Annotated in this window: 10 protein-coding genes; 1 reads left to right on the forward strand and 9 read right to left on the reverse strand. The window is 47.2% G+C overall.

The genetic code is table 11. From position 1 onward, the window contains the following. Positions 1 to 36: 36 nt before the first annotated feature. From BLW29_RS02035 to BLW29_RS02060, 6 genes are all read right to left on the reverse strand, one after another. Entirely contained in the window at positions 37 to 1,704 is a 1,668-nt protein-coding gene (locus BLW29_RS02035) for an ABC transporter substrate-binding protein (protein ID WP_256208259.1), read from the reverse strand. Positions 1,705 to 1,808: 104 nt separating this feature from the next. Continuing rightward, entirely contained in the window at positions 1,809 to 2,708 is a 900-nt protein-coding gene (locus BLW29_RS02040; RefSeq protein ID WP_256208260.1) for a carbohydrate ABC transporter permease, read from the reverse strand. Between the two features lie 27 nt (positions 2,709 to 2,735). Next, a complete protein-coding gene (locus BLW29_RS02045) occupies positions 2,736 to 3,602 on the reverse strand; it encodes an ABC transporter permease (protein ID WP_371264680.1) in 867 nt (288 codons plus the stop codon). Positions 3,603 to 3,827: 225 nt separating this feature from the next. After that, a complete protein-coding gene (locus BLW29_RS02050; RefSeq protein WP_090975703.1) occupies positions 3,828 to 5,630 on the reverse strand; it encodes a cache domain-containing sensor histidine kinase in 1,803 nt (600 codons plus the stop codon). After that, complete coding sequence (locus BLW29_RS02055; protein ID WP_090975705.1) at positions 5,627 to 7,228, reverse strand: response regulator; 1,602 nt, start codon at positions 7,226 to 7,228, stop codon at positions 5,627 to 5,629. The genes BLW29_RS02050 and BLW29_RS02055 overlap by 4 nt, the downstream gene beginning before the upstream one ends. Positions 7,229 to 7,355: 127 nt before the next feature. Further along, entirely contained in the window at positions 7,356 to 8,168 is an 813-nt protein-coding gene (locus tag BLW29_RS02060; RefSeq protein ID WP_090975707.1) for a helix-turn-helix domain-containing protein, read from the reverse strand. Between the two features lie 142 nt (positions 8,169 to 8,310). Between BLW29_RS02060 and BLW29_RS02065 the strand changes: the two genes are divergently transcribed. Continuing rightward, positions 8,311 to 10,269, forward strand: a complete 1,959-nt coding sequence (locus tag BLW29_RS02065; RefSeq protein ID WP_090975709.1) for a glycoside hydrolase family 127 protein — start codon at positions 8,311 to 8,313, stop codon at positions 10,267 to 10,269. Positions 10,270 to 10,311: 42 nt separating this feature from the next. Here the strand turns inward: BLW29_RS02065 and BLW29_RS02070 are convergent, their stop codons facing one another. From BLW29_RS02070 to BLW29_RS02080, 3 genes are read right to left on the reverse strand one after another with little or no spacing between them, the layout of a single operon-like run. Continuing rightward, positions 10,312 to 11,514, reverse strand: a complete 1,203-nt coding sequence (locus tag BLW29_RS02070) for a GerAB/ArcD/ProY family transporter (protein ID WP_090975711.1) — start codon at positions 11,512 to 11,514, stop codon at positions 10,312 to 10,314. Continuing rightward, positions 11,406 to 12,542: a Ger(x)C family spore germination protein gene (locus tag BLW29_RS02075; protein WP_177186442.1), complete on the reverse strand. Its 1,137-nt coding sequence runs from the start codon at positions 12,540 to 12,542 to the stop codon at positions 11,406 to 11,408. Before BLW29_RS02075 ends, BLW29_RS02070 begins: the two co-directional genes overlap by 109 nt. A gap of 17 nt (positions 12,543 to 12,559) precedes the next feature. After that, entirely contained in the window at positions 12,560 to 13,954 is a 1,395-nt protein-coding gene (locus tag BLW29_RS02080) for a spore germination protein (RefSeq protein WP_090975715.1), read from the reverse strand. Between the last annotated feature and the right edge of the window lie 14 nt (positions 13,955 to 13,968).

Below are 13,968 nucleotides of genomic sequence, written 5' to 3' on the forward strand. Positions count from 1 at the left end.
ACACTTCTCCATTAACGATATGATTGTTTACTCTTATTAGCCTTTCGCTGCCATGAAAGCTGCCGCTTGCTTCTCGACTTCAGCTTTCACCTTATCGATACCGGCTGCTTTCAATTTCGATGTTAGCGTAGCGTAGCCGTCATCGACGTTCTTGACCACACCGATAAACAACGGGCTTGCATACTGCGTCGATACATTCTTCAAGTTTGCAATCTCGGACTTCACGCTCTCTGAGTTGAAGCTGAAGCCTAGGTAAGTAGCCGGGAGCAAATAATCTTTCACTTTCTTGTTAAGCTCGATATACGAATCAGACCAAGTATCCCAAGGCTTGAAGAAATCCTTATTCACGAACCAGAACCCTGCAGCATCCGGCGGATACGTATTGTTCTCTGGTGTAATCCCTTCAGGCAGCGTCAGCTTTCCATCTGGCGTAACGGCATAGTTCTTGCCTTCAATACCAAAGTAAACGAGATTAACATAAGCTTCGTCTTCCATGATTAGATCCAACGCTTGCAGCGCGCGTTCCGGGTTCTTGGAATTGGCAGCGATCGCGATGCCGTTGTTCAGCCAGCTGTTGGAAGGTGCATGGCCGGTAGGGGACAATCCAGGGATCAGTTGAACATCGATACCCTTGGCAGCGCAAGCGCTAAGCGTCGCTTGAAGATCGATGGAATTACCGAATGCGACGCCGGACTTGCCTTCGCAGAAGTTGTCTTTGGAGCGCACTTTGTTGGCATACGGATTTTTGTTGATATAGCCTGCATCATACCATTTCTTCATAATCCCTGTAGCATACTTCTCAGCGCTAAGGAAAGGCTCCTCCATCATGCTGACAATCTTGCCTGCAGGATCTTCATTATCCGTGGTCACCCCTACAGCGCTTGGATCTCCGGAATCAATCGGAGCACCTGGATAGGCGATTTTCTCTTGCAGCAGATAACCCCACGGCGTAGGCAGGTCGTATTGGGAGTCCAGATTTAACGGGATCATATCCGGATAACTCTTCTTAATTTCAGCGAAATACGGCTCAAGTTCAGAGAACTTCGTTACATTCGTTAAACCGGCTTTCTCCAGGATATCTTTGCGTACAACGGCGGCATTTACTTTGCGGTCCGGCGTCGACGTCGGAATCATATACGATTTGCCATTTATAAGCGCGGCTTGCATCGCCTCCGGCGGAAGCTTCGCATTATGCTTCGGCATGTATTTCGTCATCATCTCGGCATCGATTGGCATGAACGCACCTTTCGTGGCTTCCGATACATAGTAATTCCAATCTGCGGCGAATACGAAATCCACATCTTCTCCGGAAGCAAGAATAAGCGGATATTTCGAGGCCACATCTCCCCACCCGATATAGTTCAGCTCAAGCGTTGCATTAATATCGGCTTTCAGCTTCTCATTAAGCGCTGCAAGCACCTCAGGCATTCCTTTGGGAGCATCGCCGAGCAAATAACCGACCAATTTGACTTCCTTGGCATTATCGGGCTTTGCCTCTTCCGCCGGAGCCGTTGTTTCCGTATTAGCCGTCGTAGAATCTGTCGCATTCGCAGCGTTGTCTGTAGTCGTATTGGCAGCTTTCTTGTTTTCCTCAGCTGTGCTGCTTGTATTATTACTGTTGTTATTGCCGCAACCGGATAGAATAACCGCGATCACGAGCAGTGCCGTTACAATCGGCAGCATTCTCTTCTTGAGCTTATTCAAAAGAAACCCTCCTATGAATGGTATCATCCTCTATATACAAATCCCCCGGGCCCGAGGGAACTTATATCGCACTTAAGCTTGCCAATCTTGCTTCTTCTCCTCGCTTACCCTTTCACAGCACCAATCGTAATGCCGCTGACAAAGTACTTCTGCACAAACGGGAATAGGATAATAATCGGCCCCGTTGCGACGACTGTCATCGCGAGCTTAAACGTTTCCTTTGGCTGATCGATACTGGACACATGCTGGGACATAGCAGCCGATAGATTAATCGAAGAAAGCATTTTGTAGAGTAAATATTGCAATGGAACCAAGTAATCCTTGTTCGTAAACATCAGCGCCGTCCACCAGTCGTTCCAGTAAGCGAGTGCCGTAAAGACACCGATCGAAGCCAGTGCTGGCTTGCATAGTGGAAGAACGATCTGGAGAAAGATTCGCAAGTCACCTGCTCCGTCGATTTTGGCTGACTCCACTAGCGGTTCCGGTACCGAGCCACGAATAAAGCTGCGCAGAATCAATACAAACAGGACATTGAACATCGGACCCAGAATGAGAACCGAATACGTATTTTGCAGATGTAAGTTCTTGCTTAACCATAAGTAATAAGGGGCTAATCCGCCGTTAAACAGCGTGGTGAAGAAGAGAAAGAAAGCCAATACTCCCCGGTACTTCACTTCTTTGCGATAAAGCACGTAGGCTGACATCGTCGAGATGAATAAGGAGAGGGTCGTCCCGATTGCCGTCAACAGAATTGAAACGCGGTAAGCGGAAATCACTTCCTCCGGATACCGGAAGATGGCATGATAAGCATCTAACGAAAATTGCCTAGGCCAGAACCAGAAGCCTTCTTTAAGTACCGAGCTCTCAGAGGAGAATGACCCGGCAATAAGCACGATAAATGGGACTAAACAGATGATCGCGATTAGACTGACAATGCTATAAGACAACCAAGTGAATAAGGGGGATTGATCCAGTTTGTTTGTTGGGGCGGTCATGTCTTTCATGCTGCATTCACCTGCTTTTCATAGGAATTAGAACAAGGCTTGATCTTTGTCATATCGCCTCACCAAATAATTCGCGAAGAGAATAATGATCAGCGTCAACACGGATTGATAGAAGCCAACCGAAGAGGCCATGCCGAAATCCAGGCTTCCCTGCAACGATCGGAAGACGAGCGTATCAATAATGTCCGTCGTATCCATCAACGTCCCGTTATTCCCGATCAGCTGGTAGAACATATCGAACTCGCCGCGCATGATACGACCTAGGCCTAATAGAATGAGAATGATCATCGTAGGCTTTAGCAGCGGAAGTGTGATTTGGGTAATTCGCTGGAAACGAGTCGCCCCATCGATGGTTGCCGCCTCGTAAATTTCTTGGTCGATTCCGACAATAGCCGCGAGATAGAGAACACTTCCGTATCCTACCCACTTCCATACATAGAGAAAAGGAAGAATGAGATACCAATACCAGGTGGTAGAGTAAATATCAATCGCCGAGATATGAAGCCCGCTCAGGATGTGATTCACGATCCCATATTCGAAATTCAAGAAATTGTAGACGAAAGCGGTTACCGTTACCCACGAAATGAAATAAGGCAGAAACATCATGGACTGCGTTAACTTCTTAAACCATTTCTTCTGAATTTCAGCAATGAATACAGCTGCCGTAATCGAGAATAGCGTATAGCAGGTCAAGAAGATAACATTGTATAGAATCGTGTTTCTTGTCACGAGCAGCGCCTTGCCGGAAGCGAAGAAATAATGGAAATTCGTAAAGCCGTTCCACGGGCTGCCGAAAATCCCGTCACGGTAATTGAATTCCTTGAAGGCCATCACGATACCCGCCATTGGAATGTACGCGAAAATAATAAAATAAACCGTGATCGGAACAAACATGAGATACAAAACCCGATTGCTCACCAGCTCCTTGATAAAGCCGCCTTGTTTCTTCTTGCGCGCCGTTCTTTGTGCCGGTTCAGACGCCAGTTCCGGCACGATTTCGGTTGCCATATCCTTCACCATCCATATCTGTTCTCTCTATGTGCTTGATATAGTTAATTGTAAAGCGTTTACATAGACGAGGATATCCGATAAAGTTACGCTTTCCTTCGAAATGTTACGCTAGCTGCTGCTCTCTCTCTGATCAGGAAGAAGCAATCGGACGATCGTCCCTCGATTCATTTCGCTTTCGAATTCTACGCCATAAGCAGCGCCGTATGAGATTCTGAGCCGCTCTTGAATATTACGAACGCCGAAACCGCCAACTTGCTTCGTCTGTTCACTGAATAGTTGCTCCAGTTCCTCAGGCTTCATTCCAACGCCATCATCTTCAACCTCGATAAGAACATCCCCTTTGACCGCGCGTGCACTAATGCGAATCGTCCCTTCTTCTCGTTCTTTCTCCATAATCCCGTGCAAGATCGCATTCTCAATGATCGGCTGGAGTATGATTTTGGGCACGATGCATTCATTAAGCTCCCTTGGGATCTCTAAGATCAGCGAGATGCAGCCGCCGAATCTCATGTTCTGGATGTGAACATAGGAGACCACATGTTTGATTTCATTTGCCAGCGTGACGCGTTCCCTGCCGTTCGACAAGCTCAGCTTATAGAAAATCGCCAGCTCATCGACAACCTTGGAGATTTCCTTCGAGCCGTTCTCAATGGCCATCACATTAATCAAATCCAGCGTGTTGTATAGAAAATGCGGATTGATTTGGGCTTGCAGCGCTTTAAGCTCCTTATTCTTCACCTCGCGCCCGAGTGTATAGGTCTCATCCAATAAACGAGACGTGTTCTGCACCATAACGTTGAAATTACGCGTTAATTCCCCGATCTCATCTTCGTTTGTCGGCAGCGGAGCCAGTTGAAAGTGGCCATTCTTTACCTTCCGAACATGAACAATTAACCGCCTTAATCGTTTCGTAGCAGAGGAGGCTACGAAGAAGGAAAGCGGGAGTGTCAGCGGAATGACGATGAGAAAAATCGAAATCAACCGATTCCGAGCTTTCGTTGTCGATTTCAGGATATCGGAATACGGCACGATCATCGCAATTCGCATATCCGTATGCGGGATTTCTTGAATGCCGAAGGACAGTCGCGTACCAAGGAATACCAGATTGTCGTTCCAATAGTTATCCTTATCTACCTTTGGCGGGTGAAGAAGAAGAATGTCCCGTAATTGATCTTGATTGTAGGCAAATTTAGAGGTAGCACTTAGAATATCGCCGCGTCTGTTAAGGAGAACCGCAGAAGTCGAAGGCGTAATGACGGCATGCTCCAGCACGGACTGTAAAGCGCTTTGCTTCATTTGAGCGCGAACCATGCCATCGAACTGCTGGATATTATGGTAATTCGGAATTTTGCGCAGCACGGAGATTCGTTCTTCGCTAGCCGTACCGTCAAGCGCGGCGGATGGCAGCCAGGCATAGGCATAGTTCGACGCGGTAAAGGTCTTGAACCACTCCGTGGATTCAATGCTGCCCATACGTAAGTAATCCGAGTTGTCCGCAGCGCTCGCTAGTCCTTGCTTCATATAGAGCTGAATCGTATCAATATCTTCGTTGTTTCGAAATTGATTCAGAACCTTTGCCAGCTTGTTGGCATCGGTTCCCCATAGATTCACATCTTCATATTGAGCGGCATCGGAAGCTACGCTCGTTTGCACCAGTTCGTTAAAGGCGATGAAATTAAGCACCTCCGTAACGGCCTGCGCTTTATACTCCAAATACGACTTCGTCTCGTCCAGCATTTTGTGCGCGGAGTAAAGCATCTGCTCCTTATTCTCCCGCTGCGTTATATTCAGGTGAATCAAGAGCAGAAGCAGAAAAGGAATGCAGATCACAAGCAAATAAGAAGCAAACAGCTTATAACTGATGCTGAGGTTGTTGAACCATTGAACGGCTTTCCTGGCTGTCGGCTTCATCTTGGCATTCTCTCCCGGTATTCGGAGGGCGTACAACCCACGTATCGTTTAAAGAACGTCGTAAAATAATTAGCGTCATTAAATCCAACCCGCACGGCAACCTCGAACAGCTTCATATTGCGGTCTCTCAGCAGCTCCTTGGCTTTCTCCGTTCTGGTTAGCGTAATGAATTCCTTGATGGTTTCTCCCCGCTGTTTCTTGAAATAGGAGCATAAGTACGTTTCACTGAGATTCACATGATTCGCGATCGCTTGAATCGTAAATCCTTTGTCCTGGAAATGCGCATGAATATAGCGAACAATTTCCCGGATTTTCACGCTCCCCTGCTCTTCCCCGTGCGTACGTTCCGAGAAAGGTTGCAGGAAGGATAACACATAGGCCTCCAGTCGATCCAAACTTGGGTTGCGGTCGACTTCTTTCCAGATGTACTTGCGTTCCGCATCCTCGGATTGTTCCGTGATGCCTTGCTGCACAGCCACCTCAAGAATAACGAGCAGAAATTGAAAGAAATTGTCCTTTAGTTTAAGAATATCCAGATCACAGTGCTTGCGGGCACGCTCTGTCAGCAGGTGTATCGTCCGTTTAGCTTCCTCGATATCGCCTTTACGGAGTACATCTCTAAAGCTTCGAATTTCCTCCCATTTGGTCTCCATGGGTGAATGACCCACAGTAACCTCCGAATGAAACAAGGGCTTGCAGCCATCGCCATAATATTGAACAATGCTCATATTGACTGCCGTTCGATAGGAATAGGGAATTTCCTCAAGCGTAGCAACAGGCTCGCCGACGCCTACACGAAGATCGATGAATTCTCCTGCCGTCTTCCGCAAATCAACATAAAGCTCTTCGATGATCTCCCTCTGCTGCCTATAAGTGCTGCCATAGGCTCCCGGAAGAATGAGAACAAGCCAGTTCCGTGAATCAAAGCCGCTGATCAGCCGATGCTTCCCGATGCGAGAATGGGTACTCAGCGAATATAGGATTCCTTCTTGAATAGAGGTCGGGTCCTCCGGCAATTCGACGGAATCCCAGTACAGCGGCGCTGCAACTACCGTATAAGGTCCTTTCAACGGCAACAAGAAGGTCGCTTCATTCTCAAGCGCAGGCCTCACGTGGCTTGAAGTTGGATTAGCGATTAGTTTGCGTACCATCTCTTGTCTCAAGAAAGGCAAGCTTCGATCAACGCCGGCTTGAAGCCGCCTATCCTCAGATTGCTTCTTGCGTTCATCCAGCTTTACTTGTACGGCAAGCTGTACGGCGCTGCGTACCTCTTCCAAATTGACAGGCTTCTCAATATAGTTGAGTGCCTTTAAATGAATCGCTGATTTTAAATATTCTTTATCCGAGAACCCGCTAAGAAAGATAAAGGTACAAGCGGCGTCCGTTTCCCGAAGGCGCTGGGCAAACTCGATCCCATTCATCTTCGGCATCCTGACATCGCAAAGCACGATATCCGGTCCCCATTCCGATGCGAGCTCCAGAGCAACCTGCCCATTACGTGCAGTTTGGACCTCATCGATTCCCAGTACATCCCATGGGATGTACTTTCTCAGCAGCTCTCGTGTTCTTTCCTCGTCGTCGACAATCAGCAGCTTCATGGGACCCCTCCTGGCAATGATCTATTATCATCCATATTAAAACGCTTTCAAGCGAACATATCCCTAGAAAAGCTTCGTTTTCCTTTGATAAGTTACGCTCACCTATTCTGGATGTCTAGGTTGAGCGCTAATCTTTATTCAACCGTGTCCGGGCGAAAGCCTCGCGATAGGCCGTCGGCGTTACGCCGGATAATCGCTTGAACCACTTGGCAAACTGCTTGTCATCGGCGATACCTACCTGTACAGCCACCTCTTTCACGTGAAGCTTCGAATCCGCAAGGATCTCCTTCGCCGTCTCAAGCTTGATATGGTGGATATAGTTGAGGAGTCCGGAGCCGAATTTCTGCTTGAACATCCGAGAGAGATAATCCCTGTTATAGCCCAGATGGGCAGCTATCCGTTCTACGGAAATATCGCGATCAAGCGCATGAAGACGCGTCCATTCCAGCAATTGCGGCAGCCTTGGATCCATCGCTTCCAGCTCATTCGAATGCTCAAGCTGCTCTGCCAGCTCAATCAGCAGACAGGTCAGATAATAGTCCCCCGCTCGCGGAATCCGGTAACCGCCATTGGCCGCATGCAATAATTGACGAGCTAATATATGGACTCTGCTCTGATTCGAGCATTCTGCATAACGGGGAACAAGGCGCAGCGGCTCACTCCCCAACGTTTCAGGCAAATGAAAATGAAACCAATAAAAGGACACGCCGGGCGAAGAAAGCCGGTATCCGCGATGTCGTTCTCCGGGCATCAGAAATAGGATATCTCCTGCTTTCACCTCGTACATAAGGCCATCTGTTTCCAAGAATACAACACCTGAAACGCCAATAATTAGCTCGTAGTCATAAATCGTTCGATCCGTATGGGACCACGTTTCATCGGACATAAACTGGCCGGCCATAACCAGTCGATATGGTTCATGCACATATAGAGGAAGCAATCCCGCAACAGCTCCTGTCTTTGCGAATTCTTCGGAATGAAGTCAGTTTTTGACACCTAATCTACTAGTTCGCCTACCGACAGCCGATTCCCTCTTCATTTATGATAGATTTGCAAGTTCAACTAAAGGAGCGAAACCACACATGACAACAGATCATAGACTAGCCCTCTCCTCCCCACTCGACCTTCGTGCCGTTCAAGTGCAAGATAGCTATTGGTCTTCCTATGTAAATCTGATTCGCGAGACGGTCATTCCCTATCAATGGGAAGCGATGAACGATCGCATAGAATCGGCGGAGCCAAGCCACGTTATACGTAACTTTCGTATTGCAGCAGGACTGGAAGAAGGAAGTTTCGGAGGGTTTGTTTTTCAGGATACCGATATGTACAAATGGCTGGAAGCCGTCGGCTACTCATTAGCAGCCACTCCGGACGCCGATCTGGAACGTATTGCAGACGAGGCCATCAAGTTAATTGCATCCGCTCAGCAAGAAGATGGTTATTTGAACACCTATTTCTCCATTGCCGAGCCAAGTGCACGCTGGTCGAACTTAATGGACTGCCATGAGATGTACACGGCCGGCCATCTAATCGAAGCGGCAGTAGCCTATTATCAAGGAACCGGCAAGTCGACCCTGCTGAACGTGGCCATACGCCTGGCCGATCATATCGATACCCACTTCGGGGATGAACCGGGCAAACTCCGAGGCTATGACGGTCATCAGGAAATCGAATTAGCTCTGGTCAAACTTTATGAAATCACCGGGGAAGAGAGATATGTGAAGCTGGCGAGTTTCTTCATTGATGAGCGCGGTCAGCAGCCGAATTATTTGGTAGAAGAATGGGAGAAGCGCGGTCGCATCACCTACTGGACGCCTGGGGTCGTTCAGAGGGAACATCAGGATCTACGTTATCTGCAAGCTCATAAGCCCGTACGCGAACAAGAGGTAGCTACCGGACATGCCGTAAGAGCTGTCTATATGTACACTGCCATGGCTGATCTCGCACTTCATCTGGGAGACGCAAGTTTATTGGCTGCATGTCAGCGGTTATGGAGCAATGTTGTGAACAAGCAAATGTATGTAACCGGAAGTATCGGTTCTACGCATCACGGCGAAGCATTCACGTTTGATTACGATTTGCCCAATGATACGAACTATTCCGAAACCTGTGCATCGATCGGCTTAATCTTCTTCGCCAGACGAATGCTGCAGCTCGAGCCGAACGGTGAATACGGGGATGTCATGGAACGCGCGCTATATAATACGGTAACGGCAGCACTGGCCGGCGATGGACAAAGCTTCTTCTACGTCAACCCGCTCGAGGTGTGGCCAGCAGCAAGCAGAGGCAATCCAGGCAAACATCACATTAAGTCCATCCGGCAACAATGGTTCGCATGCGCTTGCTGCCCACCGAATATCTCGAGGCTGCTCTCCTCTCTCGGGCAGTATATTTTCACTTCAAGTTCAGATGTTCTCTACACGCATCTGTATATCGGAACAGAAACGACGCTTACGTTAGCCGGACGACAAGTAAGCCTTAAGCTCGAGAGCGGTTTGCCTTGGAATGGACAGGTTCGTCTTCACGTTGCAACTGCGGCGGGAACTGGTGAGTTCACTATTGCGATGCGTCTTCCAGCTTGGTCGCAACAAACGAGCTTTACCTTGAATGGTAGTCCTGTGGAACCCGAAATTCGCCAAGGATTTGCCTACTTGACCCGTGATTGGCAAGAAGGAGATGTCATCACGCTCGAATTCGATATGGAACCGAAGCGCATCTATGCTCATCCTAACGTTCGCGCCAATGCAGGTCGCGTAGCTCTGCAGCGCGGACCTCTCGTATACTGCTTCGAGGAAATGGACAATGGTGCTGCCCTTCCGAATCTCATACTCCCTGCGGATGCTGAAATTCGACTTGTGCATAATGGGAATTCCGTTGCGCTGCATGCTGAAGGATATCGTCAAGCAGATGTGGACTCGGAGAACACGTCGCTCTATAGAACCTCGCCGCTGAAGCTGGAGAAGCAGAGCATCTATGCGGTTCCTTATACGCAGTGGGGTAATCGCAAGCCGGGGGAAATGCTTGTCTGGATTCGAGAATAAGCCGCGATTTCGCGGCTTTTTTTCATTTCAAGTTCAACGCAGTTAGTTAGGTTCATGCACAAGTGAGCGCCCTCTAATTAAACTTACGAGCCATAGAAGTAACGGCAAACCGACAATAAATATAGGGAATATGTACGGAATCCATACAAAGTTCGCGTAATCCAGCATGCCTATAATATTGGCGGGTAAGAGTGAGATAGAGAAAATGACGGCTGCAGCATAGAATAGAACTCTTCGCCAATTCTTGATACCAAGCAATTGTGCGGTACCATAACTGTTAATGAACAAATAAATCGCCAACTTTACGAACACGCTGAAGATCCAGATGAACATAATCCAGACATCCATATTTTGAACAAAATCCAGATAGTTAATAAATCGGACCATGCTGAAATAAGGGAATATTAAGGTTGAACCGATATTGGCTCCGAATGTCATAATGACCATAATTGCCGTTAGAACGGCGACCACGGATGGAACGCATATCGCTAGCAGCGTCGGCTTAACCAACTTTTGCGAGTTTGCGATAAAAGGCGTCAACATCATGATCATCATGGACTCCCCTAGAAATGACGCGTTCACAAAAGAGCCCTTTATTATAGGCTGTATCCCCGTATCCGCATAGATCGGGAAAATTAGCGAGGGATGCAAATTAGTTAAGTTTAATGCAAATGTAATGACGATGCCAACCAAAAGCAGCGGTCCGGCCATTTCGCTAAAACGAGCGATCGCTTCGATGCTTCCAGCCAAATTGATATAGACCATAGCTGCGACCATTAGCGATGCGATAACCCAAATCGGCGTATTGTGAAATAGAAATTGCTTAATGAACAGGGAGAAAATGCGCAAGATATCGGACGCAACTGAAAACCACATGATGATATACAACATGCCTATCAGCTTCCCGACCCACTTCCCGAACAGCTTCTGTGCAAATTCCACCAAAGTAAGTGAAGAATGCCTTTGTGAAACTCGAATACAAATCAGGGTCACGAATAATCCAATGACCCCCGCCACTAATAGGGATATCCAGGCGTCCTGTCTCGCAATCTCGATGGAAGGAGACACCGTGAGCCAGATACTCATTGAAATTTCCAATGTGGTGAACATCCAAAACAATTGCCAAGGAGAAATTTTCACTTCCTGTCTCCTATTCCTGGGATGCGTCTTCCAATTGCCCCCGTATTCTGAATTCTCAATTTCACGGTTACCGATACCTCTACAGTCGGAAATAGTTGATCCCATCTGGTCTTAATTTCTTTCCACTTGTACGGATGTTCTCTGTGGAACTCTTCTCCGATTCCAAATACATCTTGTCCATATTGAAGCTGCACTTTCTTGATTGTTTCCTCTACTTGCTTGGCTTTCATTTCATTTAGCTTGCGTTCTAACGGAATACGTTCCGAGGTTACCGAGATATCGATGTTAGTGTTGTTTTCAAGGACCCTCCCGGTTCCCACCAGCTTGATGTACGCTTTGATTTTATTTCCTTCAAATTCGGTATGAACGGTTTTCTTTAAGTTGGTTTCAAATAAGGATACGGCGCCTCCTCCCGTTTCCAACGAAATAAACTGATTTTTCAATACGCCTTTCACCCAGAACAATTCCAGCGATTCTCTACCCGTCACCTTACCGACCATTTGTAAGTGTCGATTAAAGATGGCAACGGATTTCACTTCGATTATCTTATGTTTCTCAAGCGCATTATTAGGTGAGGTCTCAACCATTGGCATAGAAGGCCGAATGCCATCGCGTCCTACATCAAGTAAGACATCACGTAAGGCAGAGTCGCCTAAACGACAGAAGCGGTCTTGATCTACGGCAACGATTGCGGAAAATTGATTAAAGGGACTGTTGATTTTCAGTACATCGCATCCTCTTCCACCATCCACAACGAAGATATCCGTGCGCATACGTGTATCGGTATTCCGTGAGAATTGATCCATGATTTGGGTTAAGCCTTTACGCGCAAGCTTCTCTCCGATGAATATGGACCTTCGATGTCCCAGAAAAACCTTACGGGGCAGTTTGTCTTGAATTTCTTGTTCCAAATCTACGATGGAAGTACCAGTCGTTGTTAGAACAATGTTCGCCCTTTGTTGTTGACCGCCGCTTCTCGCCTTGAAATCAGCAGGAACGGCAATCTGAGCACTTTTCTGCAGCGTCCCGTCCTCGGATAAATCCAGTGCGGTTCCGATCCAAAACGCGTAATCGTTTATTTCATTTCTATCCCAACATCCGGAAATGAATAGTGTCGCGATCAAACAAAACATTAAACTGATTTTCCTCATTATTTTCGTTGCGCCGATACGTATCGTTTATTCAATCGTATAAGCGTATCCTTCCAAATATTTTTCCCTATAGGAGCTACAGGCTTTAAATAAGGAACCCCAAACGACTTTAACGTTACGAGATGGATCATAATGAAGATGACTCCGATCGCGACACCATATAAACCAAGGAAACCGCCTACGATTAGAAGCGGAAACCGCAGCATTCGAAACGGCAAGGCCAAGCTATAGCTTGGAAAAGCAAAGGATGCAATCCCGGTACCTGCTACGATCATCACAATAGGGGCAGATATGAATCCCGCTTGAACGGCTGCTTCTCCAATTACCAACGCGCCAACTATACTCACTGCTGACCCAATTGCTTTAGGTAATCGAAGACCGGCTTCCCGCAATCCTTCGAACATCAATTCCATTAACAAGGTTTCAATAACGGTTGGAAATGGAATTCCTTCTCTCGAAGCCGAGATACTGAGCATCACCGCAAGTGGAATCATCTGTGGATGGAACGTCGTGAGCGCAACATAGACGGATGGCAGAAGACATGACAGAATGACAAATATGATTCTTAATATTCGGACCGCCGAAACGTAGATGAATCGTTCATAATGGTCTTCCGCTGCTTGAAAGCCGGACCAGAACGTCATAGGCAGCAGCAATGCGTTTGGAGAGCCGTCCACGATAATGGCTACCCTGCCAGATAACAAACTCGAAGAAACGGTGTCCGGACGTTCCGTATTTTGGATTTGTGGAAATAGGGAGAACGTCTTGTCCTCGATATACTCTTCAATGTAGCTGGAGTCCATCAGTTGATTCGTGCGAATCGATTGAAGTCGGTTTCTGACCTCTTGGAGCAGCTCGGGTTTCGCCTTTTCTTCGATATACGCCATGACAAAATCCGTATTGGTTAATTCGCCTGCCTGATGCATTTCGAACTTTAAGGACGGATGACTGATTTTTCTTCGAATCAAACTTAAGTTCGTCTTGAGATCTTCCGTAAAGCCTTCACGCGGCCCGCGAATGGATGCCTCATTCGTTGGTTCAGAGATTGCACGTTGCTTGTAAACGGTCATTTCGGCCAAATAAGCACAAGGCTTTCCATCTATAAAAATAACGGTACAGCCTTTGAGAACGTTGGCTATAACCTCCGAGAACCGAGTAATTATTTGATATTGCATCAGCCGATCCACATCGCGACTAATCATGCATGCCGAAATGATCTGTTCCAGTCTAGTCGAATCTGTAAACTCTTCTATATAAACAAGTAAAACTTCGGATTGATCCGTGAGTTTTAAAGGTCTAAATACGATATCCGCACAGTTATCAAAAATATGGCGTAATGCATCATGATTGATTGTCACACTTTCGTTCACATCGACTGGAAAGTTTGGCTCCAAGTCATTTCCACCTC

Source organism: Paenibacillus sp. CF384, assembly GCF_900106745.1.
Lineage (GTDB): Bacteria > Bacillota > Bacilli > Paenibacillales > Paenibacillaceae > Paenibacillus_Z.